At 65.7% G+C, this 22262-nt stretch carries 22 protein-coding genes; 8 read left to right on the top strand and 14 right to left on the bottom strand.

What is annotated here, in order from left to right; all coding sequences use genetic code 11:
• Positions 1-366 carry a hypothetical protein gene (locus LQG66_RS28260; RefSeq protein WP_231328088.1) on the top strand — a complete coding sequence of 122 codons (366 nt, stop codon included), beginning with the start codon at positions 1-3 and terminating at the stop codon, positions 364-366.
• 422 nt (positions 367-788) lie between these two features.
• On the opposite strand, the gene LQG66_RS28255 is transcribed toward LQG66_RS28260, so the two are convergent.
• The 5 genes from LQG66_RS28255 to LQG66_RS28235 all read right to left on the bottom strand — a co-directional run bounded on the left by LQG66_RS28255 (position 789) and on the right by LQG66_RS28235 (position 4198).
• Positions 789-1757 carry an NAD(P)H-dependent flavin oxidoreductase gene (locus LQG66_RS28255; RefSeq protein ID WP_231319130.1) on the bottom strand — a complete coding sequence of 323 codons (969 nt, stop codon included), beginning with the start codon at positions 1755-1757 and terminating at the stop codon, positions 789-791.
• Between the two features lie 169 nt (positions 1758-1926).
• On the bottom strand, positions 1927-2586 hold the full coding sequence (locus tag LQG66_RS28250) for a hypothetical protein (protein ID WP_231319128.1): 660 nt from the start codon (positions 2584-2586) through the stop codon (positions 1927-1929).
• A gap of 55 nt (positions 2587-2641) precedes the next feature.
• Positions 2642-3223, bottom strand: a complete 582-nt coding sequence (locus tag LQG66_RS28245) for a YqaA family protein (protein WP_231319126.1) — start codon at positions 3221-3223, stop codon at positions 2642-2644.
• 62 nt (positions 3224-3285) lie between these two features.
• Positions 3286-3687, bottom strand: a complete 402-nt coding sequence (hisE, locus tag LQG66_RS28240; protein WP_231319124.1) for a phosphoribosyl-ATP diphosphatase — start codon at positions 3685-3687, stop codon at positions 3286-3288.
• Between the two features lie 100 nt (positions 3688-3787).
• Complete coding sequence (locus LQG66_RS28235; RefSeq protein WP_231319123.1) at positions 3788-4198, bottom strand: hypothetical protein; 411 nt, start codon at positions 4196-4198, stop codon at positions 3788-3790.
• 225 nt (positions 4199-4423) lie between these two features.
• Between LQG66_RS28235 and LQG66_RS28230 the strand changes: the two genes are divergently transcribed.
• From LQG66_RS28230 to LQG66_RS28205, 6 genes are all read left to right on the top strand, one after another.
• Positions 4424-5470 carry an ABC transporter substrate-binding protein gene (locus LQG66_RS28230; protein WP_231319121.1) on the top strand — a complete coding sequence of 349 codons (1047 nt, stop codon included), beginning with the start codon at positions 4424-4426 and terminating at the stop codon, positions 5468-5470.
• A gap of 91 nt (positions 5471-5561) precedes the next feature.
• A complete protein-coding gene (locus tag LQG66_RS28225) occupies positions 5562-7364 on the top strand; it encodes a glucan ABC transporter ATP-binding protein/ permease (protein WP_231319119.1) in 1803 nt (600 codons plus the stop codon).
• A 173-nt stretch (positions 7365-7537) separates the two neighbouring features.
• Entirely contained in the window at positions 7538-8947 is a 1410-nt protein-coding gene (locus LQG66_RS28220) for a D-alanyl-D-alanine carboxypeptidase family protein (protein ID WP_231319108.1), read from the top strand.
• Positions 8948-9140: 193 nt separating this feature from the next.
• Positions 9141-10832: a long-chain fatty acid--CoA ligase gene (locus LQG66_RS28215; protein WP_231319106.1), complete on the top strand. Its 1692-nt coding sequence runs from the start codon at positions 9141-9143 to the stop codon at positions 10830-10832.
• A 143-nt stretch (positions 10833-10975) separates the two neighbouring features.
• Positions 10976-11461, top strand: a complete 486-nt coding sequence (locus tag LQG66_RS28210) for a peroxiredoxin (RefSeq protein WP_231319103.1) — start codon at positions 10976-10978, stop codon at positions 11459-11461.
• 142 nt (positions 11462-11603) lie between these two features.
• Positions 11604-11888, top strand: a complete 285-nt coding sequence (locus LQG66_RS28205) for a hypothetical protein (protein ID WP_231319101.1) — start codon at positions 11604-11606, stop codon at positions 11886-11888.
• 45 nt (positions 11889-11933) lie between these two features.
• On the opposite strand, the gene rnhA is transcribed toward LQG66_RS28205, so the two are convergent.
• The 3 genes from rnhA to ispH form a co-directional block, all read right to left on the bottom strand.
• Entirely contained in the window at positions 11934-12398 is a 465-nt protein-coding gene (gene rnhA, locus LQG66_RS28200; RefSeq protein ID WP_231319100.1) for a ribonuclease HI, read from the bottom strand.
• Positions 12395-13369, bottom strand: a complete 975-nt coding sequence (locus LQG66_RS28195) for a homoserine kinase (protein WP_231319093.1) — start codon at positions 13367-13369, stop codon at positions 12395-12397. The genes rnhA and LQG66_RS28195 overlap by 4 nt, the downstream gene beginning before the upstream one ends.
• Before the next feature lie 156 nt (positions 13370-13525).
• Entirely contained in the window at positions 13526-14494 is a 969-nt protein-coding gene (ispH, locus tag LQG66_RS28190) for a 4-hydroxy-3-methylbut-2-enyl diphosphate reductase (protein WP_231319079.1), read from the bottom strand.
• Between the two features lie 270 nt (positions 14495-14764).
• On the opposite strand from ispH, the gene LQG66_RS28185 reads away from it, so the two are divergent.
• Entirely contained in the window at positions 14765-15457 is a 693-nt protein-coding gene (locus LQG66_RS28185; protein WP_231319071.1) for a DUF1013 domain-containing protein, read from the top strand.
• A 308-nt stretch (positions 15458-15765) separates the two neighbouring features.
• Here the strand turns inward: LQG66_RS28185 and LQG66_RS28180 are convergent, their stop codons facing one another.
• From LQG66_RS28180 to LQG66_RS28155, 6 genes are all read right to left on the bottom strand, one after another.
• Entirely contained in the window at positions 15766-16497 is a 732-nt protein-coding gene (locus tag LQG66_RS28180; protein ID WP_231319069.1) for an OmpW/AlkL family protein, read from the bottom strand.
• A gap of 186 nt (positions 16498-16683) precedes the next feature.
• The gene (locus tag LQG66_RS28175; RefSeq protein WP_231319068.1) at positions 16684-16956 is read right to left on the bottom strand and encodes a hypothetical protein; all 273 of its coding nucleotides are present in this window, start codon (positions 16954-16956) and stop codon (positions 16684-16686) included.
• Positions 16957-17056: 100 nt separating this feature from the next.
• Positions 17057-18961: a propionyl-CoA synthetase gene (locus LQG66_RS28170; RefSeq protein WP_231319066.1), complete on the bottom strand. Its 1905-nt coding sequence runs from the start codon at positions 18959-18961 to the stop codon at positions 17057-17059.
• A gap of 122 nt (positions 18962-19083) precedes the next feature.
• Positions 19084-20478: a tetratricopeptide repeat protein gene (locus LQG66_RS28165; RefSeq protein WP_231319064.1), complete on the bottom strand. Its 1395-nt coding sequence runs from the start codon at positions 20476-20478 to the stop codon at positions 19084-19086.
• A 108-nt stretch (positions 20479-20586) separates the two neighbouring features.
• On the bottom strand, positions 20587-21357 hold the full coding sequence (locus LQG66_RS28160) for a tetratricopeptide repeat protein (RefSeq protein ID WP_425601257.1): 771 nt from the start codon (positions 21355-21357) through the stop codon (positions 20587-20589).
• 70 nt (positions 21358-21427) lie between these two features.
• Positions 21428-22228 (bottom strand): SDR family NAD(P)-dependent oxidoreductase, encoded by an 801-nt coding sequence (locus LQG66_RS28155; RefSeq protein ID WP_231319059.1) that lies wholly within the window; start codon positions 22226-22228, stop codon positions 21428-21430.
• Between the last annotated feature and the right edge of the window lie 34 nt (positions 22229-22262).

The raw sequence follows: 22262 nt of genomic DNA, 5'->3' as shown, positions 1-22262 counted from the left end.
GTGCGCGATGTCGCTTGGTATGTTTCCGGTCAGGTCGGCCAACCGGACGCCATCGCGTTCGAGCCGGAACGCCCTAATGGGGCCAGAAGCGGTTCTCGCCCCGAAGCGTTTTCGCACCTGCTGCGGGGCAGTGCCCCCCGTACTGAGCTGAACCTTTCTACTTCGCCGACTGACCTACTTCAGGGGCAGGGTAAGGTAGAGGTCGCGACTATTATGGCCAAAGTTTTTTCTAGGGCTTTTTCTGAGTCATCGGATGGTACGAAGGACGCGTTGCTCAAACATCTGGTGCTGTTCTGTGCCTCCGGATTGTTCGTGTTGATGTTGGCGCTGAGCTACGGGATAGATCTGAGCCCCGGCTTTTTCTGATCTTCTATTCTTCCGGGCAAGCTTCCGCTTCGGGTAAGCGGCGGTTGCCAGCTTTCAGCACACCAATGTCTGCCGCGGGTTACACAAGCAGTCCAATCACCGGACGCCACGAAGGCTCATCCACCCGCGAGAGCGGACGTCATGTCCCGCTCGATGGAGATATCAGGCTCGCGTCGGCCAAAACCGCCGCTAAAGCGGATTTCACCGTTGTCACCACGGCGCAGGCGAGCCTGGAATAGCGGCGACACCAGCTCCGTCACGGTCCGCGGAAGTTGTCTCCGGGTCCGGCAGCGCGCTGGTGACGAAGACTTGGATGGCCGGGACGAAGCCCGGCCATGACGACGCTGAAGAAGATGGGCCCAAGCCGAAATACCCGGCCCGTTCGGCGTGCCCCAAGCGGCCCGAGGCGAAGACCCATCACCTCACAGCGGCGGATCGATCGCCTCGTCGTATTCCTTCTTGAAGCGCGCGATCAGCTCGGCTGCAGGCAGCACGTCCTTGATGGCGCCGATGCCCTGACCCGAGCCCCAGATCTCCTTCCAGGCCTTCGGCCTGGCGCGCTCGCCCGACTCGTCTGTGCCGAAGCTCATCTTCGTGGGATCGGAGGTCGGCAGCTTTTCGGGATCGAGGCCGGCCGCGACGATCGACGGCTTCAGATAGTTGCCGTGCACGCCGGTGAACAGGTTCGAATAGACGATGTCGTCGGCGCCCGAACTCGTGATCATGGCCTTGTAGGCCTCGGCCGCATTGGCCTCCTTGGTGGCGATGAAGGCCGAGCCGACATAGGCGAAGTCGGCGCCGAGAATGCGCGCGGCGCGGATGGCGCGGCCGTTGCCGATGGCGCCCGAGAGCGCAATCGGTCCGTCGAACCAGCTCCGCGTCTCAGCGACGAAGGCGAACGGCGAGATGGTGCCGGCGTGGCCGCCCGCGCCGGCCGCGACCAGGATCAGACCGTCGGCGCCCTTCTCGATCGCCTTGTGAGCGAAGGTCTGGTTGATCACGTCGTGGAAGACGATGCCGCCCCAACGATGCGCCGCCTGATTGAGCTCCTCGCGCGCGCCGAGCGACGTGATGACCATCGGCACCTTGTACTTCTCGCACAGCTTAAGATCGTGCTCGAGACGATTGTTGGAGCGATGCACGATCTGGTTGACGGCGAACGGCGCCGACGGGGCTTCCGGATGCGCCCGGTCGTAGGCGGCGAGCTCCTCGGTGATGCGCGCCAGCCATTCGTCGAGCAATTCCGGCGGCCGCGCGTTCAGCGCCGGAAACGAGCCCACGACACCGGCCTTGCATTGCGCGATCACCAGATCGGGCACGGAGATGATGAACAAAGGCGAGCCGATCACGGGGATCGACAGGCGCCCCTTGAACAAGGCGGGCATGGACATGGATCAGAATTCCTCTTCGTGAAATGCGGACAGCTCGTAATCACGAGCATGCCCGACATCATGCCGTGATGGCAATTCGTCCGCAGAGGGACCGGAAAAGCCCGTGAAGGGTCTTGCGTTGAGGCGCTGACCGAAGGTGCAACGCTGGCCCGCCAGCCTTGTTGGAGCCCTATTGGCAGAGCGCTGATGTCACGAACGTGTCGGTGCGGCAGTCGCCCGGCTTGCGCTGGCGGCCGGGGATCAGCACCTTGGCCGAGCAGCTCTCCGCGGAATCGGTGTTGAGGCTCTTGCCTTCCTTATAGCCCTTGCCCTGGCACAGCCTGTCGGCCCCGAGCTTGCAATCCGGCGTGCCGTTGGTCGCGACCGGACAGACGGAGCGACCCGAGATCATGCTGGAGGGCTTGGCCAGTCGCGACAGCGCATCGCCGGTCTCCTTCAGCACCCCCTTGCTGCCCTCGCCCGCGCTCGGCTCGGCCGGCTTGTCGGTCGTCCCGGCCGGCCGGTCGGCAGCATCGTCCCGGGGACCGGCCGTGTCACCTGGCGCGCCCGCGGGCGGCGCCAGGCTCGTCTCGCCCGGGCGCTTCAGCGGGATGATCGACATCTTGTCGAACAGCTTGCCGAGCTCCTCCACCAACCCCGGGTTGGAGCGAGGCGGCGCAACGTCGACCGCCGGCGCCTGCTGCGGTGGAGGGGACTCGCGCAGGCCGATCGCGGGCGCCGATTGGGCCCAGGCCGCAACAGCCGAGAACGCGAAGGCGATCGACACCAAGCTCGCGAGCAGCCGTGACCGTCGCAGTGTCGCAGGCCGTTGACCGGTCAGGAGCAGCATGACGGCAGTCTACCTCCTCCCACCACCACCAGCAGAGCGCCGGCAGCGCATCGCCTCAGATCAGCTTCACCGCGACGACGAAGCCCGCAACCAGAACGGCCGCGCCGAGCGCCACCCAGAGGCCGAGATGCTTTTCGATCCGCACCCTGATCCATTCACCGTAGCGGTTGAGCAGGATCGCGGCGATGAAGAAGCGGCCGCCGCGCGCCACGACCGAGCAGAGAAAGAACAGGAACAGGTTGTAGCCGGCAAAGCCCGACGTGATCGTGACGAGCTTGTAGGGGATTGGCGTCAATCCCTTCAGCAGGATGATGACCGCGCCCCATTCGGCGTAGGAGGCGCGGAACGCCTCGACCTTGTCGCCAAGGCCGTAGAGATGGATCAGCCATTGGCCGAGCGAATCGTAGAGCAGCGCGCCGATCGCGTAGCCGACCATGCCGCCTGCGACCGAGGCCGCGGTACAGACGCCCGCGAACAGCCAGGCCCGCTGCGGCTTGGCCAGCGACATCGGGATCAGCATCACATCCGGCGGCACCGGAAAGAACGAGCTTTCAGCGAAGGCAACCGCGGCCATGATCCACAGGGCATGCGGCTTGTGTGCGGCGTCGATACACCAGTCATAGATCCGTCTGAGCATGGTTCGCGATGAAGCAAACCGGGCAGGGTTTGTCCATGGGCGATGTGCCCGTCCCGCCGAAGCTAATGCCGCTTGCGGATCGTCCGACCTTCGACCGCGACGATCGGTCGCCCCGACACCCGCGGGGGTGCAGCCTTGGCGACCTTTACCGGCGATTTCGGCAGCTTCTCGGCGATGCCGAGCATCAGCTCGCGCCGCTCCATCTCGCGCCAGACGTCCTCGGGCTCGACACCGAGCTCGGCCCACAGCACCGCCAGATTGTAGAGGAGATCGGCGCTTTCCCGCACCACGGCCTGGGCGTCGCCGCTGACCGCATCGATCGCGACCTCGATGGCCTCTTCAGCGAGCTTCTTGGCCATCTTGCCCGTGCCCTGCTGCATCAGCTTGGCCGTGCGCGAGCGCGCCGGATCCAGATCCCGTGCAGCCAGAACAGCGCGATACAGACGCTCGATCGAATCGGTCATCCGGCCACATTAGTTAAATTCGGTGGCAGGCATGTTAACGTTTGCGGCAGGCATGAAAAATCCGCCGGCGACGCGCCGGCGGATTGGTCTGGTCGGTCGATCACCAGCCGTAATGGTGGTGAGGGTAGCCGCCGCCATAGCCGCCATAATAGGGGCCGCCGCCATAGGACTGATAGCCCGGCCCGTAGCCGTAGTAGGCCGGACGGCCATAGTAGTCGTCATAATCGGCACGGCGATTCTGGGTCGCCGCAATGGCGAGACCCGTGCCGACGATGCCGGCGAAGGCCGCCGCAGCGGCCGCGCCGCCTCCGCCGCCACGATAATAACGACGACGCGCGCTGACGTCGGTCAGTCCGCCGTCCTTGGCCGCGCTGGCCGAAACACCGTTGCCAGCCCGCGCTGCGCCGGCAAAGGCGAGCGTCGGCTGGATTGCCGTCAAGGCGACCGCGGCGACTGTCGCCATGACAGTGGCACGCCCTAGACGCGAAAAAGTCCCGCGCTGTGTGATCATGTGATCCTCCATGTGATCAATCTCGCGAGGCAACTCACGGACCGGGCCACAGTTCCCCTCGCGAAACCATAAGTCGAAGCCGCAAATCGCCGCAGGCCTTGCTCATGGACCGTTCAGATTCGATCAGACATGATTAGGTGCCCGCCGGGCGAAGCGGCGCTGTCACGAAACGGACATATCCGCAGGTGCGGCCGAGCGAGCCCATTCCGATACCGGCGTGATGTCATGCGTATGCAACGGCTCCTCGTCTCTCTTGCCCTCGCCATTCTTGCGACATGCGTGCTCGCGGGTCAGAGCGCCGTGCGCGCGGAAGAGACGAAGCGCCCGGTCGCCGTCATGTTCGCGCTGGATCGTCCGCTCGACGGCAGCATGGCGCCGCTGGTGCTCGCGGCCACCCGCGGCCTGTTCAGCGCCGAGGGCGCGACCGTCACCATGACCACGGCCAAGGGCTCGCCCGATGCGATCGCGCGCGTGGCCGCAGGCGAGACCGACATGGCGCTCGCCGACATCAACGAGCTGATCCGCTATCGCGACACGTCCGGCAGCCAGCCGATCAAGGCCGTGTTCGTGCTGTTCAACACGGCGCCCTACGCCATCATCGCCCGCAAGAGCCGCGGCATCCACGGGCTCGCCGACATCGAGGGCAAGACGCTCGGCGTGGCCGAGGGGGATCTCTCGATCCGGCTGTGGCCGGCGGTGGCGCACCACAACCATCTCAGGACCGAGACGATCAAGCTGTCGCGCGTCGGCGCGGCCGTGCGCGAGCCGATCCTGTCGGCCGGCCAGGTCGATGCCGTCAGCGGCTTCTCCTATCTCTCCGCGCTCAATCTGCGCGACCGCGGCGTGCCGGCCGCCGATCTCGCCGTGCTGCGCTTCGCCGATTTCGGCTGTGAGGCCTATGGCCACGCCGTGATCGTCAATCCGGACTTTGCAGCCAAACAGCCGGCCGCCGTGAAGGGCGTCCTGCGGGCGCTGACATCAGGACTGCAACTCGCAATCAAGGATCCAGCCGCGGCCGTCACCGACGTGATCAGCCGGATGGACGACGCCTCGCGCGAGCTCGAGCTCGAGCGCCTGCAGACCGTGCTGGCCGACAATGTGCTGACATCGGACGTTCGCCGCGACGGTATCGGCGGTATCGATCCCGCCCGCTTCGAACGCGCCCTCGACCAGATCGCCGAGGACGGCAAATTCCACCACAAGCGCCCTGCGCCGGCCGACATCTTCGACGACAGCTTCCTGCCACCGGCCGACAGCCGTCTCGTCAACTGAGCGCTCGCCGCAACAGCCCATCCCTTGCTAACATGCAGCAGCGCGCCGCCCGGCGCGGCTGCCCCGAATGCCTGCGCAAAGTGCCTCGCCCATGTCCCTGCTCCGCATCTACGCCCGCGTGCTTCACCTGCTCGGAAAGGAGGCGCGGCTGGGCTGGATCCTGGCCATCGCGAACCTCGCACTCGCCGTCGCCCAGTTCGCCGAGCCGGTGCTGTTCGGACGCATTGTCGACTCGCTCTCCGGCAACGCGTCGACCAGCACGGCCTGGCCGCTGCTCGCGGCCTGGGCCGGCTTCGGGCTGTTCACGATTCTCGCCAGCGCCTGGGTCGCACTGCAGGCCGACCGGCTCGCCCACCGCCAGCGCCACGCGGTGCTGACGGGCTATTTCGAGCACATCCTGCAGCTGCCGCTGACGTTCCATTCCGGCACGCATTCCGGCCGGCTGATGAAGGTGATGATCAACGGCACCGATGCGCTGTGGAAGCTGTGGCTGTCGTTCTTCCGCGAGCATTTCGCGGCGATCATGTCGGTGCTCGTGCTGCTGCCGCTGTCGCTGTACCTGAACTGGCGGCTCGCGATCCTGCTGTTCGTGCTGTGCGTCGTGTTCACGGTGCTGACGACCCTGGTCGTGCGCAAGACCTACGGCATGCAGAGCGAGGTCGAGGAGCACTACAGCGATCTGTCGGCGCGCGCCTCCGACGCGCTCGGCAACGTCGCGCTGGTGCAGAGCTTCGTGCGCATCGACGCCGAGGTCCAGGGCCTGCGCAATGTCGCCGGCCAATTGCTGTCGGTGCAGATGCCGGTGCTCGGCTGGTGGGCGCTGGTGACGGTGATCACGCGCGCCTCCACGACCATCACGGTGCTCGCGATCTTTACGTTCGGCATCACGCTGCATCAGGCGGGGCTGACCTCGGTCGGCGAAATCGTGATGTTCGTGTCGTTCGCGACCATGCTGATCCAGAAGCTCGAGCAGGTCGTGTCCTTCATCAACAACGTCTTCATGGAAGCGCCGCGCCTGGCCGAGTTCTTCACCGTGCTCGATGCCGTGCCGGCGGTGCGCGACCGCCCTGACGCGATCGAGATCGGCCGTCTCTCGGGCCTCGTTGAATTCAACGACGTGTCGTTCTCCTATGACGGCAAGCGCCCGGCGGTCGAGGACCTCACCTTCACCGCGCTGCCCGGCCAGACCATCGCGCTGGTCGGGCCGACCGGCGCCGGCAAGTCGACCGCGATCGCGCTGCTGCATCGTGCGTTCGATCCGCAATCCGGATTCATCAAGATCGACGGCATGGATGTGCGCGGCCTGAAGCTCGCGGCGCTGCGCCGGAACATCGGCGTCGTGTTCCAGGAGGCGCTGCTGTTCAACCGCTCGATTCGCGAGAACCTGCTGGTCGGCAAGCCCGATGCGACCGACGAGGAGCTGCGCACCGCCGCTGCCCGCGCCCAGGCGCTCGACTTCATCGACCGCGCCGAGCAGGGCTTCGATACCAATGCCGGCGAGCGCGGCCGCATGCTGTCCGGCGGCGAGCGCCAGCGGCTGTCGATCGCTCGCGCATTGTTGAAGGACCCGCCGATCCTGATTCTCGACGAGGCGACCAGCGCGCTCGATGCCGTGACCGAGGCCAAGCTCAATGCGGCGCTGGACGAGGTGATGAAGGGACGCACGACCTTCGTGATCGCGCACCGGCTCTCGACCATCCGCAATGCGACCCGGATCCTGGTGTTCGAGAACGGACGCGTGATCGAAAGCGGAACGTTCGATGAACTCGTCGCGAAAGGCGGCCACTTCGCGGAACTCGCGAAAGCCCAGTTCATGGTGCAGGAGAACGCAAGCGTGAACCCACGCGCGACTCTCGCGGCGCCCGAGAGTGACGACTCCATCGTCAAGGCCTGATAGCGGGAGGCTTTCATCGTGGAATTGAATGGCTGGCCTCTGTTCGCCAGCGACGAGCCGGTATAGGTTCGCGGCCTGCCGCCCCGGTGCGGCGCCGGACACGCTTGAAACCCGAAAGCCCGTTTGCCCACCTCATGTCGCGAGGCGGGTTCTCAAAGGACCGGACCAGACCAGTGCAGACGCTTCGCCTGTTGTTCCGCCACACCCCACTCTGCATCCTTCTCGTTGCCACTGCGCTCGTGCTGACGCCTCGATCGGCCGACGCAGAGGCGCTGCTGCTCGTCGAAGCCGACAGCGGCAAAGTGCTGGAAGCGCAGAACGCCACCTATCCGTGGTACCCGGCGTCGGTCACCAAGCTGATGACCGCCTACGTCACGCTCAAGGCGGTCAAGGACGGCAAGATCTCGCTCGACACGCTGGTAACGGTCTCTCCCACGGCAGCTTCGCAATCGCCGTCGAAGATGGGGTATCGGCCGGGTACGCAGCTGACTGTCGACAACGCGCTGAAGATGATGCTGGTGAAGTCCGCCAACGACATGGCGGTGGTGCTGGCCGAGGGCGTCGGCGGCTCGATCGACGGCTTCTCGGTGATGATGAACGAGACCGCGCAGAAGCTCGGCATGACGCAGACGAGCTACGTCAATCCGAACGGTCTGCCCGCCGACGGCCAGATCACCTCGGCGCGGGACCTCGCGATCCTCGCGCGAGCCATCATCCGCGACCTGCCGGAATACGAGTATTTCGTGCACATCCCCTCGATCCGCTACGGCCGCCGCATCGTGCAGAACTTCAACCGGCTGATCGGGCGCTATCCCGGCGCCGACGGCTTCAAGACCGGCTTCATCTGCGCGTCGGGCTACAATCTGGTGGCGTCCGCGACCCGCAACGGCAAGCGCCTGATCGCCGTCGTGCTCGGCGCCTCGTCGGGACAGATGCGCGCGGTGCGTGCAATCCAGATGCTCGACCGCGGCTTCAACGGCAACCAGCTCAGCTGGCTGAAGGCTCCGCTGGGCAATGTCGAGCAGCTGGTGCCGGTCGACGCCACCCCACCCAACCTGCGCGACGAAATGTGCAGCGGCCGGCGCCACCGCCCCGCGAGCGACGACGACGAGGACACGGTCGCGGGCGCCGAGGGCGAAGCGACCGGCGGCACCTTGCTCGCAGGGTTGCAGACGCCGACGATGAAGCCATCGGAACTCCTCGCGGCAACCCCGGCCCCCTCGGAACCGATCCTGGTCTATACCGGCCCGACGCGCACCGGCGCGGCCCTGATCGCGGCAGTTGCCGCCGACGCCGACGCACAGACCCCGCCCAGGCACCGCGGCAAGAAGGCGCAGGCGGCCGCCAGGAAGGCGAGTCGGACCGCGGCGGCCAGGATCGACGGGGACACGAAGGCGGCAGCCAAGTCGGACAGCAAGACGTCCGAAGCGAAGCCGGCAGCGGCACGCCGCGTCGCGGCCAAGCACGAGGCCGGCGCAAAATCCGCGGAAAAGCCCGGCTCCGACGCCGCCGCCAAGCCCGCCAAGCGCAAAGCGGCCGCAAAGCCGAAAACCGAAGGCAAGCCGGCCCCCAAGGACGGCTGATCTCGCGCCGCACGCGCGGCCAAAGCCGCCCCTCGCCGACGTCGGCCCCGGCTGCCTTTACTCTGCCTCTTTCGTCTACACCTCGGCCGCTTGCCTTGCTCGGCCGGAGATTCGATATTGGCCGTCGAAATGCTGCCCGGAGATGACCGGCGCCGCATCAACGACCATAAGAGACGATCAGAGAGGAAGCTTCATGGAGCGCATCTGGCTCAAGCACTATCCGGCCGGCGTTCCCGCCGATATCGATACCGGCAAGTACCAATCGCTGGTCGAGCTGCTGGAGGAGAGCTTCAAGAAGTTCGCCGACCGTCGGGCCTTCATCTGCATGGACAAGGCGATCAGCTATCGCGAGCTCGACGACATGTCGGTCGCGATGGGTGCCTATCTGCAGGGCCTGGGGCTGGTGAAAGGCGCGCGGGTCGCGCTGATGATGCCGAACGTGCTGCAATATCCGATCGCGATCGCGGCGGTGCTGCGGGCCGGCTACACGGTCGTCAACGTCAATCCGCTGTACACGCCGCGCGAGCTCGAGCATCAGCTCAAGGATTCCGGCGCCGAGGCGATCATCGTGCTGGAGAACTTCGCCCACACCGTCCAGCAGGTGGTGGGCCACACCCAGGTCAAGCACATCGTGATCGCCAGCATGGGCGATCTGCTCGGCTTCAAGGGCGTGATCGTCAATCTCGTCGTGCGCAGGCTCAAGAAGATGGTGCCGGCGTTCTCGCTGCCCGGCGCTGTGTCGTTCAACGACGCGCTCGCGGCCGGACGCGGCAAGCGTTTCCAGAAGCCGGCCATCGGGCCCGACGACGTCGCCTTCCTGCAATATACCGGCGGCACCACCGGCGTCTCCAAGGGCGCCACGCTGCTTCATCGCAACATCATCGCCAACGTGCTGCAGAACGATGCCTGGCTGCAGCCGGCGCTGGACCGGCCGCCGCATGTCGAGCAGCTGCTGCTCGTGTGCGCGCTGCCGCTCTACCACATCTTCGCGCTGACCTGCTGCTTCCTGCTGGCCGTGCGCGCCGGCGGCGCCAATCTCCTGATCCCCAATCCGCGCGATATCGCCGGCTTCATCAAGGAGCTGATGAAGTATCAGGTCAACAACTTCCCGGCCGTCAACACACTCTACAACGGTCTCTTGCACCATCCCGACTTCAGGAAGGTCGACTTCTCCAAGCTGAAGATCTCCAATGGCGGCGGCATGGCGGTGCAGCGCGCTGTCGCCGAGCAGTGGAAGCAGGTGACCGGCTGCAGCATCGCCGAAGGCTATGGCCTGTCGGAAACTGCGCCGGTGCTGACCTGCAATCCGCCGACCTCGACGGAGTTCACCGGCACCATCGGCCTGCCGTTGCCGTCGACCTGGCTGTCGATCCGCGACGATGACGGCAACGAAGTGCCGCTCGGCCAGGCCGGCGAGATCTGCGCCAAGGGTCCGCAGGTCATGGCGGGCTACTGGAATCGTCCCGACGAGACCGCAAAGGTGATGACGGCGGACGGCTTCTTCCGCACCGGCGACATCGGCATCATGGCCGAAGACGGCTCGATCAGGATCGTCGACCGCAAGAAGGACATGATCCTCGTCTCCGGCTTCAACGTCTACCCGAACGAGGTCGAGGAAGTGATCGCGATGCACCCAGGCGTGCTGGAGACCGCCGTGATCGGCCTGCCTGACGAGAAGTCGGGCGAGATCGTGAAGGCGTTCGTGGTCAGGAAGGACCCGAACCTCACGCCCGAGGACATCATCAAGCACTGCCACGAGCAGCTGACCAACTACAAGGTGCCGAAGCAGATCGAGTTCAGGACCGAGCTGCCGAAGACCAACGTCGGCAAGATCCTGCGCCGCCAGCTGCGCGACGAGAAGAAGAAGCCGGCAGCGGCCGCCTGAGCCGCTTGGCGCCGAAGCAAGTGCTGTGCGATGACGGACACGTGATCACGGCGGCCCGTTGCCGTTTCAGGGCCGCCGAATAAGGTAGCGCGCACCGCGCAAGACACATTCGCAAGACACATCCAGGGGAAGGAGTTTTCGAAATGACCATCCAGATTGGCGACAAGCTGCCGCAGGGCCAATTCCGCGTGATGACCGAGGAAGGGCCGCAGGTCAAAACCACCGATGACATCTTCAAGGGCAAGAAGGTCGCGCTGTTCGCGGTGCCCGGCGCCTACACCGGCACCTGCCACAAGATGCATCTGCCCAGCATCTTCCTGAACGCCTACGCCATCAAGGACAAGGGCGTCGACACCATCGGCATCGTCTCGGTCAACGACGCCTTCGTCATGAACGCCTGGAAGCGCGACACCGACCAGCGCGACGAGGCGGTGTTCCTTGCCGACGGCAATGCCGATTTCACCAAGGCGATCGGCATGGAGCTCGACGCCTCCGGCGCCGGCCTCGGCATCCGTTCCAAGCGCTATTCGATGCTCGTCGAGGACGGCGTGGTGACGAAGCTCAACCTCGAAGCGGCACCTGGCAAGGTCGAGGTCTCCGGCGGCGACACGCTGCTCGGGCAACTGTGATCCTGCAGGCTCGATCCAAATACGAAGGCCCGCGCTAATCCGCGGGCCTTTTGCTTTTCTGTTTCATTCGAATTTTATGAGACCAGAGCGACGATCTTCAAGCTCCTGTCGATAGCCTCCATTGGGCAAGATGAGAGCTCTTATGACGGCGATTCTGATTATCTGCGCTGGGATCGCATTTTTGCTGTGGCGGCTGCGGCGCGCCCAGGAGGATGCTGCGGAGCATCTTGCGAGCGGATTGGCCCGCGACCCTCTCTATTGGGTCGGTAGTACGATGGCGCTGATTGTGCTTGGTCTGGCGATGTACATGGCGCATGAGCACTCGGGCTTCACAGGCGCGGGAGGCTGGTTCTGGGCAGCGGAGCTTGTACTGATCATCGCGACCCTGTGGGTTCGCCGAACGCTGAAATGGCGCTACCCGTACTGACCAAACCAGCAAAGCGCGAGAGCGTCCGCATTCCTGGCGGACTCCTCAGCCGCGCACGTTCTTCTGCATTCTGGCCATGGCGACGCCATCGCGCGCGAGCTGATCGGCACGTTCGTTCTCGGCGTGGCCCGCATGGCCCTTGACCCAGTGCCAGTTCACCTTGTGCGGCTTCAGCGCCGCATCCAGCCGCTGCCATAGCTCGGCATTCTTGACCGGCTTCTTGTCCGCGGTCTTCCAGCCGTTGCGCTTCCAGCCGTGAATCCAGCTGGTGATGCCCTGCCGGACATATTGGCTGTCGGTATAGAGCTCGACCTGGCACGACTTCTTCAGCGCTTCGAGCGCCGAGATCGCCGCCATCAGCTCCATGCGGTTGTTGGTCGTGTGCGGCTCGCCGCCCTTGAGCTCTTTTTCCTTGTCGCCGAAGCGCAGGATCGCGCCCCAGCCGCCGGGCCCGGGATTCCCCGAGCAGGCGCCATCGGTGTAGATGCTGACGACCGGATGCTCACTCACGCCGCAGCTCCGCCGATGCCGTAGTCGCGCACGCTCGCGACGTTCTGGTGGAAGCGCAGCTTGCGGACATATTCGAGCGGGTCCTTGGGCTTGACCAGCGCGCCCGGCGGCACGTTGAGCCAGTCCACGAGGCGCGTCAGCAGGAAGCGGATCGCAGCCCCGCGCGCCAGCAAAGGCAACGCCTCCAGCTCCGCTTCCGACAGCGGCCGCGCACGGCCATAGGCATTGAAGAAGGCGCGCGCCTTGGTGACGTTGAGAGAATGGTCCGCCTCGAAGCACCACGCATTCAGGCAGATCGCGACATCGTAGGCGAGGATGTCGTTGCAGGAGAACGGAAAGTCGATCAGGCCCGACAGCTTGTCGCCGAGAAAGAACACGTTGTCCGGAAACAGGTCGGCATGAATGACTCCTTCCGGCAGCTGCGTCGGCCATGCGCGCTCGAGCGCGTCGAGCTCTGCCGACAACAGCGCCGCAAGGCCGGCCTGCACCGTATCGGCCCGCGCGGCCGCCTGGGCGAACAACGACCGCCAGCCGGAGACCGAGAGAGGATTCCTGCGCACCAGCGGGAAGTCGCGTCCGGCCAGATGCATCCGCGCCAGCGCTTCGCCAACACCGGCGCAGTGCGTGACGCTCGGCTTGCGCGGCCACATGCCTTCCAGGAAGTTGATGATCGCCGCCGGCCGGCCGGCCAGGCTGGAATAGACGGCGCCGTCGCGATTGCGCGCCGGCTGCGGACAGCTCACTCCACGCTCGGCAAGGTGGGCCATCAGCCCCAGGAAATATGGCAGATCGTCCACCGCCACGCGCTTCTCGTAGAGCGTGAGGATGAAGGAGCCCCTGGTCGTGTGCAGCAGGAAGTTGGAGTTCTCGACACCTTCGGCGATGCCCTTGTAGGAGAGCAGATCGCCGATGTCGTAGGTCTTGAGGAAGTCCGCGAGCTCGTCGGCGGCGACGTCGGTGTAGACCGCCATGCCCTGTCCTGATTGTCGAAGTTCGCTGGCCCGAACCGCTCCCTTCGAACTTCAGACTCGGGAACGGCGCCTACTTCCTCGCGCATGCGGACCGGCCGCGCAAGGGGGCATATGGAACGGCCGCCCCCGCAGTCGCGAGGACGGCGGGCAGGATGCCTATTCGGCCGCCGCTTCCGGCCGCAGCGAGCGCGGCAGCGGGAAGAACTCGTTCTCCTCCGCCGCCGAGACCGTCTCGACGTGGAGCACGTAGCGCTCGGCGAAGGCGCCCATGATCTCCTCGACGATCACCTCGGGCGCCGAGGCGCCGGCGGTGATGCCAAGGCTCTTGATGCCCTCGAAACGCGCCCAGTCGATATCGCTGGCACGTTGGGCCAAGACCGCAATGGGACAGCCCTCGCGCTCGGCGACTTCGCGCAGCCGCTGCGAATTGGACGAGTTCGGCGCGCCGACCACGATCAGGGCATCGACCACCGGTGCCACCTTCTTCACCGCCAGCTGGCGGTTGGTGGTGGCGTAGCAGATGTCTTCCTTGTGCGGGCCCGAGATGTTCGGAAAACGGCCCTTGAGGATCGCAACGATATCCTTGGTGTCGTCGATCGACAGCGTGGTCTGGGTGACGAAAGCGAGGTTGTTAGGGTCCTTCGGCGTGAAGGTCGAGGCGTCGTCGGCGGTCTCGATCAGGGTCACGGCGCCCGGCGGCAGCTGGCCGACGGTGCCGACCACCTCCGGGTGGTGCGAATGGCCGATCAGCAGGATCTCACGGCCACGCTTGAAGTGGATGGCCGCCTCGCGGTGGACCTTAGTCACCAGCGGGCAGGTCGCGTCCAGGGAGAAGAAGTTGCGAGACTGGGCCTCGGCCGGAACCGATTTCGGCACGCCATGGGCGGAAAATACCACCGGTGCGTTGGTACTGTCGGGAATTTCCGCCAATTCCTCGACGAAGATGGCGCCTTTGGTCTTGAGGCTGTCCACGACGTAGCGGTTGTGCACGATCTCGTGGCGGACATAGACCGGGGCGCCGTAGATGGCGAGCGCCCGTTCCACGGTGTCGATGGCACGCACCACGCCGGCGCAGAAGCCGCGCGGCGAGCAAAGCACGATTTTGAGGTCTGGTTTGGCTGCCATGAAGCTGATCTGTGCGGCTGTTTCGGCGACCTGAGACCCCCTAGCCGGCAAGTGGGGGTGGTCGATACGCGATGGCTCAGGGCCAGGACTGGTTTCCGTAGGACCCGTTTGGATAGGACTTGGGACTGCTTTCGAGCGCTGTCAAGGCCGTTTCTTGAGGCCATTGCGCCACGCCCCCCGGGCGGCTTATATAGGGCCAATTCCCGTCATCGTCGATGACCGCAGGTTTCGCCTCCAAGGCAGAGGGGCGGAGCACAAAGGAGATTTGCCATGAGCAACGCCCCGCTGATGCCGAAGGCAACTGCCGTGTGGCTGGTCGACAATACCGCGCTGAGCTTCGACCAGGTCGCCGATTTTACCAAGATGCACCCGCTCGAAGTGCGCGCGATTGCCGACGGCGACGCTGCCCAGGGCATCAAGGGGATGGACCCGATTTCGACCGGACAGCTCACCCGTGAGGAGATCGAAAAGGGCGAGCGCGACCCGAATTACCGGCTGAGGCTGCAGGAGAGCAAGGTCGTGCTGCCGGCGCAGGCCAAGCGCAAGGGCCCCCGCTACACCCCGGTGTCGCGCCGCCACGAGCGCCCGAGCGCCATCCTCTGGCTGGTGCGCAACCATCCCGAGCTGAAGGACGCCTCGATCATGCGCCTCGTCGGCACCACCAAGAGCACGATCGCCAGCGTGCGCGACCGCACCCACTGGAACGCGCAGACGCTGACGCCGATGGATCCGGTGACGCTCGGCCTGTGCTCGCAGATCGAGCTCGACTTCGAGGTGCAGCGGGCCGCCAAGGAAAAGCCGCTCGACGCCCAGTACAGCGGCGCCACCCTGCTGCCGGCCTCCGAGACCACCCGCAAGGACGAGTACGAGCCGGCGGGACGCGACCACGACGACCTCAACGTCGACGCCGTGTTCGCCAAGCTCAAGACCATCGGCGGCAAGAAGCACGACGACGAGGAGTAGTCCTCGCTCCTCGTCCATCTCTCTCGATCGTCACCGGTGCGCGAGACAACTCGGTGTCGTCCCCGCGAACGCGGGGACCCATAGCCACAGGATCGCATTGGAGCCAGAGCTGGCTGTGACTAAGCCTTCCGTTCCCTACTCCCGCTGCAGCGTATGGGTCCCGGCGTTCGCCGGGACGACAGCGGTGAGGAGGCGCGAGACGCGCTCGTCACGCCCCATTGCCCCGGCCTCGAGCCGGGACAGATAGCTCCCTCAAAAAAATGGCGCCGGGGATGCCGGCGCCATGCAGTCTCGGGAGAAAACGCCGGTCAGAACTTGTAGGTGACGCCGGCGCCGACCAGCCAGGGGTCGATGTTGGCGCGGCCCGTGATGGGAATGGCGCCGTTGACGGTCGCCGAATAGTTCGGCTGCAGCCACAACTTCTTGACGTCGACGTTCAGACCCCAATGCCGGTCGAGCATGTAGTCGAAGCCGAACTGGACGGCGGCGCCCCACTGGTTCGAGATGTGCAGGTTGGTCACCGCGAGACCGTTGAACACCTGATTGGATGCGCTCTGGCTGAAGAAGACCGTGTAGTTCACGCCGGCGCCGACATACGGCTTGAAGGCGCCGAAATCGGTGAAGTGATATTGCAGCGTCAAGGTCGGCGGCAGCAGCCAGGCCTTGCCGACATTGAGGCCGTCCAGCGTGCCCGTGCCGCTGATCGAGTGGCGGGTGACCCCGAGAATCAGTTCGGCCGCGATGTTCTTGGTGAAGAAGTAGCTGATGTCGAGCTCCGGCACGACCGTGTTGGAGATCTTCAGGCCCGAATTCGGCGACGACAGCGCCGGCACGCCGGCGACGTTCACGGTGGAGCCGCCCGCATCCGGCAGCACGCCAAGCGCGCGGACGCGGATCATCCAGGGATTCCAGGCCTCAACCACGGGCGCCTTGGTGTAGACCGGCGCCGCCTGCAGATCGGCTGCTTGCGCAGAGCCCATGGCTCCGCAGACCGCCGCCAGCACCAGCAGCGACGACGAGAGTTTCAGCATTCTGTTCATCGAGGTCCCCATAACCACCCTTGAGCTTCACTTGCGCGCGGGCAACAGCCGCGCCTTGCGGTCACAGGTGTGGCAGGGACGCCATCCGCTTGGATTTGATCTCAATCAATCGGCACGGTTGCAGCACCGATGTCACGCGACTGTTGCACTGAAGCCACGTTCGATGAGATGCGGTTGCAGGAGCGCTCAGGGCCTATCGGGGTGATTGAGCATGAATTCGCCGAGGTCGCGCTGCCTGCGATCGGCGCGCGCTTCGGCGCGTTGCCGCTGCACGTCGCGATCCTTGCGACAGGCGACATACTCCGCCGAGCCCGGCGCGGTCTTGCCTCCGGCCCGGCAGACGGCATCGTCGTCATTGTCGCCAACCGCCACCGCCGGCGCCTGGTTGCGGGCGGCGCAGGCCGTGAGCGAAAGCACGGCCGTCAGCACCAAAGCGAGGCGGGCGGAGGTCTGTCGCATCACAGGTTCCATTTCGTCATACAGGCTTTCTCAGCCGTTGCTTGACGATAATGGAGGCCCGGGTCAAGACCGGGCGCGCCCATACCTTGTGCCCCGCGCGTCAGACGCGGCTCTTCAGCGCCTCGCCGATCTCGTCGAGCACCTTGGGATCCTCGATCGTGGCCGGCATGCTCCATTGCTCGCCGTCGGCGATCTTCTTGATCGTGCCGCGCAGGATCTTGCCCGACCGCGTCTTCGGCAGCCGGCCGACCGTGATCGCCAGCTTGAACGCGGCGACGGGACCGAGCTTGTCACGCACCAGCGCCACGATCTCCTTCTCGATCGTCGAGGGACTGCGCGACACGCCGGCCTTGAGCACGAGGAAGCCGCAGGGCACCTCGCCCTTGATCGCATCCTTGATGCCGAGCACGGCGCATTCGGCGACGTCGGGGTGCGAGGCGAGGATCTCCTCCATGCCGCCGGTCGAGAGCCTGTGGCCCGCGACATTGATGATGTCGTCGGTGCGGCCCATCACGAAGACGTAGCCGTCCTCGTCCTTGTAGCCGGCGTCCGATGTCTTGTAGTAGCCGGGGAATTCGCTGAGATAGGAGTCCTTGAAGCGATCCTCCTGCTGCCACAGGGTCGGCAGGCAGCCCGGCGGCATCGGCAGCTTGATCACGATCGAGCCCATCGTGTTGACCGGAACGGGCCTGGCGGCCTCGTCGACGATATCGACCTGATAACCCGGCATCGGCACCGTCGGCGAGCCATGCTTGACCGGCAGCAACCCGAGGCCGACCGGATTGCCGGCGATGCACCAGCCGGTCTCGGTCTGCCACCAATGATCGATCACCGGCACCTTGAGCTGCTGCTCGGCCCATTCCACCGTCGGCGGATCGGCGCGCTCGCCGGCCAGGAACAGCGTGCGGAACTGCGACAGATCATACTTGCGCAGCAAGGTGCCTTCGGGGTCCTCCTTGCGGATGGCACGAAACGCCGTCGGCGCCGTGAACAGCGCCACCGCCTTGTGCTCGGCGATGACGCGCCAGAACGCGCCGGCATCGGGCGTGCCGACCGGCTTGCCCTCATACATCAGCGATGTCGCGCCGTGGATCAGCGGGCCGTAGATGATGTAGCTGTGGCCGACCACCCAGCCGATGTCCGAGCCGCACCACCAGACCTCGCCCGGCTTGATGCCGTAGAGATTTTCCATCGACCATTTCAGCGCGACGAGATGACCGCCATTGTCGCGCACCACGCCCTTCGGCAGGCCGGTCGTGCCGGAGGTGTAGAGGATGTAGAGCGGATCGGTCGCCAGCACCGGCACGCAGGGCGCGAGCTTGCCGTTGGCGAGCGCGGATTTGCGCAGCGCTGCCCAGTCGTAGTCGCGGCCGGGCTTCAGCTCGCAGACATGCTCGGGCCGCTGCAGGATGATGCAGGCCTGCGGGCGCTTGTCCGAGAGCTCGATCGCCTGGTCGAGCAGCGGCTTGTACTGCACGATGCGGCCGGGCTCGATGCCGCAGCTCGCCGACAGCACCAGCTTCGGCGTCGCGTCGTCGATGCGGGTCGCGAGCTCCTTGGCGGCGAAGCCGCCGAACACAACCGAATGCACGGCGCCGATGCGCGCGCAGGCCAGCATCGCGACCATCGCTTCGGGCACCATCGGCATATAGAGGACGACGCGATCGCCCTTGACGACGCCGAAATCCTGCATGATCGCGGCGAGCGTCTGCACCTCCTTCAGCATCTCGGCATAGGTAAGCCGGGTGACGGTGTTGGTGAGCGGCGAATCGTGGATCAACGCCAGCTGCGCGCCGCGGCCGGCAGCCACATGACGATCGAGCGCATTGTAGCAGGTGTTGACGACGCCACCGACGAACCAGCGGCCATACGCGCCCATCGTGGGATCGAATATCTTTTTGGCTGGCTCGATCCAGTCGATCGCGCGCGCGGCCTCGGCCCAGAACCCCTCAGGGTCCCGCAGCGACCGTGCATGGACCTCGTGATAGCTGCTCGCAGCGCTCATGACGTTTCCCCAAGATCTGTGTTTATTCCCGACTATTGTCACGGGACAAAGCGACAGTTCAAGCCGTCATGAATTGATCCAGATCAGGAGCGACCTTGGGCCCGGCCATTTTCCAGGCCGGATCAATGCGCTGCGTCGCGCAGCGTGTCCAAGCGGCGCTGCAGGGCTAGACGAAGGTCGTAGCCCGGCTTGCCGAACGTGGCGTTGCGCGCGGCGACGAAATCGCGCTGCGTGCTGCGCAGCTCCGCGGCGGCGCGGCCACGGGACGACTTCAGCAAGCGGCCATAGCTCTCGGCGACGGCGAGATCGAGCACCGCGAGCTGTGGATCGGCACAGATTACCTTCTCAACCTCGCGCGCAGCCGTGGCGCAATCGAACGACGGGCCGCTCCTCTCCGAAGGCGCATTCAGCGGCTGCGGCATCTGGGCGCCGAACTTCTTGATCTCGGCCAGCATGACGCGGCGGCCGGCGGCGGCATTCTCGTTGCCGGGATCGAGGCGCAGCGCGGCCTCGTAATCCGCCAGCGCCTTGGCGCGCTCGCCCATCTTCTTGAACAGCACGGCCCGGTTGTTATAGGTGAGCGCGAAATCCGGATCGAGGCGCAGCGCCGCATCGTAGTCGCTCAGCGCCGCCCCGAGCTCGTTCTTGAACTGATGGGAATCGCCGCGATTGGTCAGAAAGTTCGGACGCGGCTGCAACCTGATCGCCTGATCGTAGTCGGCGATCGCCTTGTCGTAGTCGCCCAGCGCAGCATAGGTGAGGCCGCGATTGTCGAAATATTCCGGCACCTTCGGATCACGCCGGATCGCCTCGTCGTCATCGGCGAGCGCCTTGTCCATCTGGCCGAGCTTCTTGTAGGCGGCCGCGCGGTTGGTGAAAGTGCGCGGCCGATCGGGATCGAGCCGGATCGCTTCGTCGTAGTCGCGCACCGCCTTCTCGTTGTCTCCGCGCAGATAGAACGCCACGCCGCGATCGGCATAGGCCTGGGCGTAATCCGGTTTCAGGCGGATCGCCTGGTCATAGTCGGCGACAGCGCGGTCGAGCCGGCGCTGGCCGGTGTAGACCACGCCGCGCAGCTCGAACGCTTCGGCATCGTCCGGATTCAGCGAAATCGCCATGCTCAGATCGGCCGCCGCCTTGGCCTGGTCGCCGCCCGCCTCGCGCATGAGATCGCCACGCAGCCGATAGGCGCGCGCATTGCGGCCGTCGAGCGCGACGGCGCGGTCGAGATCCTTCAGCGCCAGGGTCAAACCGCCCGACGTGCGGGCATGGGCGTCGGCACGGCCGACCAGGGCGGCGGATTGATCCTTCGGCGAACTCGCCGCCTGCTCGATCGCCGCCGTGCAGGCGGCGATCAGCTCGGCGGGCGGCGCCTTGCTGCCGGCTGCGCATTCCGTGTCCGCGGCCAAGACGGGGCACGCTCCCAGGCCGAGGACAAGGCCGGCTGCGAGACGGAGCACGCGGGCGGATGCGCGGTAAGATTGGCAGGTCGGAATCGACTGGATCGAAGTATGCATCGTCGTGGACTTTGCGGCTGGGGTCTTCGAGCGGTACGGGTTGAGAAACGCTGCTCTCTCCCGTTGTCGTCACCGACCCGAACCGGGTTCAAGCCCCGCGGCCGACGATCAATAGCCGTCCGCGCCGTTCAGCCGCCGCAGGCGGTCCTGCATCGCCTTCTTGAGATCGTAGCCGGCGCGACCGAATTCGGCATTGCGCCGCGCGATGAAGGCGTCCTGCTCGCGCTGCAGGCCGCGGGCGGCGGCGGCGCTGCCGGCCTCACGCACCACCCGAGCCTGCGAGCCGTCGATCTCGCGATCGAGATTGGCGAGCTCGGGATCGGCGCAGATTGCCTTCTCGACGGCACGCCGCACAGTCGCGCAATTGAAGCTCGGCCGGCCGGCGACCGCCATCTGGGCGCCGAGGCGCTCGAGTTCGACGGCGAGCGCATGATAGTTGCTGCGCGCACTGGCGTGATCCGGATTGAGCCGCAGCGCCGTGGCGAAGTCGGCCAACGCCCTGGGACGATCGCCCTTCTTCCGACGCAGCTCGCCGCGCGCGTTGAAGATGTCGGCAAGCGTCGGATCGAGCTGCAGCGCGACGTCGTAATCGGCAATGGCGCGATCAGCCTCGCCCTTTGTGATCAGGATCGAGGCCCGCGCGATCAGCGCATTGATGCGATCGCTCCTGGCAACCTTCGTGTTGTCGATCAGCGCCCCGCACTCCGTGAGCACCTTGTCGGCGTCACGGGCCTCGGACGCGGCCATGCAGGCGCTGGCGTCCACCACCGGCTCCTTTGCCGGCTCGGTCGCGCCGATGGCATGCGCCTCCACCGCGAGCAGGGCACACCAAGCGGTCAGCATGGCCAGGATGACCGCCCCAAAGCGACATTGCTGCATCGTCAGGTCCCGATGAAAGCGCCCCCGCACGGATATGACGCAGGCCGCACCGCGATGCAATTGGGTCGACCTAGCTGCGGCACGTGAGCCCGCCGTCGACCACGAGCATGGTGCCGGTGACGTAGCGCGACTCGTCGGAGGCGAGGAACAAGGCGGCATTGGCGACGTCGAAGGCGTCACCCATGTGCCCCATCGGTACCTGCGCGTCGCGCTTGCGCCACATCTCCGCGACGTCGCCCTCGGCATAGCTCGCGGCGAGCCCGGCGGAATGCTCGACCATCGGGGTCTTCATCAGTCCGGGCAGGATCGCATTGACGCGCACGTGCTTCGACGCGAACTCGACCGCGGTGGTTCGCGTCATCTGGTTCATCGCCGCCTTGCTGGCACCGTAGCTGACATAGGAGATGCCGACCTGGCGGATCGAGGCAACCGAGGAGATGTTGATGATGGAACCGCCGCCCTGCCCGATCATCACGGGAATGACGTGCTTCATGGCGAGATAGGCGCTCTTCAGGTTGACCGCGAACACGCGGTCCCACTCGGCTTCCTCGATATCGACGACGCTGCCCATCTCGGCGATGCCGACATTGTTGTCGAGCACGTCGACACGGCCATAGGCCGTGAGACAGGCCTTCACCATCGCCTCGACCTCGGCGGCCTTGGAGACGTCGGCGGTGAACGCCTCGGCCTGCCCACCCTCGCCTGAAATGATCGAAGCGGTCTCGGCCGCCGCCTCTCCATTGCGGTCGACGCAGAACACCTTGGCGCCCTGCCGCGCGAAAGTCACGGCCGTCGCCTTGCCGTTGCCCCAGCCCGGCCCGATCGACCCGGCGCCGACCACCAGCGCCACCTTGCCCTCGAGACGATCCATCGCGTCCTCCCTGACTTGTTCGTTTTGATCTGTT

The organism is Bradyrhizobium ontarionense, assembly GCF_021088345.1.
Lineage (GTDB): Bacteria > Pseudomonadota > Alphaproteobacteria > Rhizobiales > Xanthobacteraceae > Bradyrhizobium > Bradyrhizobium ontarionense.
Note: the sequence above shows the minus strand (reverse complement) of the source record. Positions and strands in the feature narration are given on the sequence as shown.

What these genes read in the sequence shown, in the direction of transcription:
- LQG66_RS28205 (WP_231319101.1), top strand. Translation starts at nt 11,604, where the DNA reads ATGACGGCGATTCTGATTATCTGCGCTGGGATCGCATTTTTGCTGTGG.
- LQG66_RS28250 (WP_231319128.1), bottom strand. Translation starts at nt 2,586, where the DNA reads ATGCTGCTCCTGACCGGTCAACGGCCTGCGACACTGCGACGGTCACGG.
- LQG66_RS28245 (WP_231319126.1), bottom strand. Translation starts at nt 3,223, where the DNA reads ATGCTCAGACGGATCTATGACTGGTGTATCGACGCCGCACACAAGCCG.
- LQG66_RS28160 (WP_425601257.1), bottom strand. Translation starts at nt 21,357, where the DNA reads ATGCAGCAATGTCGCTTTGGGGCGGTCATCCTGGCCATGCTGACCGCT.
- LQG66_RS28185 (WP_231319071.1), top strand. Translation starts at nt 14,765, where the DNA reads ATGAGCAACGCCCCGCTGATGCCGAAGGCAACTGCCGTGTGGCTGGTC.
- LQG66_RS28235 (WP_231319123.1), bottom strand. Translation starts at nt 4,198, where the DNA reads ATGATCACACAGCGCGGGACTTTTTCGCGTCTAGGGCGTGCCACTGTC.
- LQG66_RS28180 (WP_231319069.1), bottom strand. Translation starts at nt 16,497, where the DNA reads ATGAACAGAATGCTGAAACTCTCGTCGTCGCTGCTGGTGCTGGCGGCG.
- LQG66_RS28175 (WP_231319068.1), bottom strand. Translation starts at nt 16,956, where the DNA reads ATGCGACAGACCTCCGCCCGCCTCGCTTTGGTGCTGACGGCCGTGCTT.
- LQG66_RS28155 (WP_231319059.1), bottom strand. Translation starts at nt 22,228, where the DNA reads ATGGATCGTCTCGAGGGCAAGGTGGCGCTGGTGGTCGGCGCCGGGTCG.
- hisE (WP_231319124.1), bottom strand. Translation starts at nt 3,687, where the DNA reads ATGACCGATTCGATCGAGCGTCTGTATCGCGCTGTTCTGGCTGCACGG.
- LQG66_RS28210 (WP_231319103.1), top strand. Translation starts at nt 10,976, where the DNA reads ATGACCATCCAGATTGGCGACAAGCTGCCGCAGGGCCAATTCCGCGTG.
- LQG66_RS28170 (WP_231319066.1), bottom strand. Translation starts at nt 18,961, where the DNA reads ATGAGCGCTGCGAGCAGCTATCACGAGGTCCATGCACGGTCGCTGCGG.
- LQG66_RS28230 (WP_231319121.1), top strand. Translation starts at nt 4,424, where the DNA reads ATGCGTATGCAACGGCTCCTCGTCTCTCTTGCCCTCGCCATTCTTGCG.
- LQG66_RS28195 (WP_231319093.1), bottom strand. Translation starts at nt 13,369, where the DNA reads ATGGCGGTCTACACCGACGTCGCCGCCGACGAGCTCGCGGACTTCCTC.
- LQG66_RS28225 (WP_231319119.1), top strand. Translation starts at nt 5,562, where the DNA reads ATGTCCCTGCTCCGCATCTACGCCCGCGTGCTTCACCTGCTCGGAAAG.
- LQG66_RS28215 (WP_231319106.1), top strand. Translation starts at nt 9,141, where the DNA reads ATGGAGCGCATCTGGCTCAAGCACTATCCGGCCGGCGTTCCCGCCGAT.
- LQG66_RS28165 (WP_231319064.1), bottom strand. Translation starts at nt 20,478, where the DNA reads ATGCATACTTCGATCCAGTCGATTCCGACCTGCCAATCTTACCGCGCA.
- LQG66_RS28255 (WP_231319130.1), bottom strand. Translation starts at nt 1,757, where the DNA reads ATGTCCATGCCCGCCTTGTTCAAGGGGCGCCTGTCGATCCCCGTGATC.
- ispH (WP_231319079.1), bottom strand. Translation starts at nt 14,494, where the DNA reads ATGGCAGCCAAACCAGACCTCAAAATCGTGCTTTGCTCGCCGCGCGGC.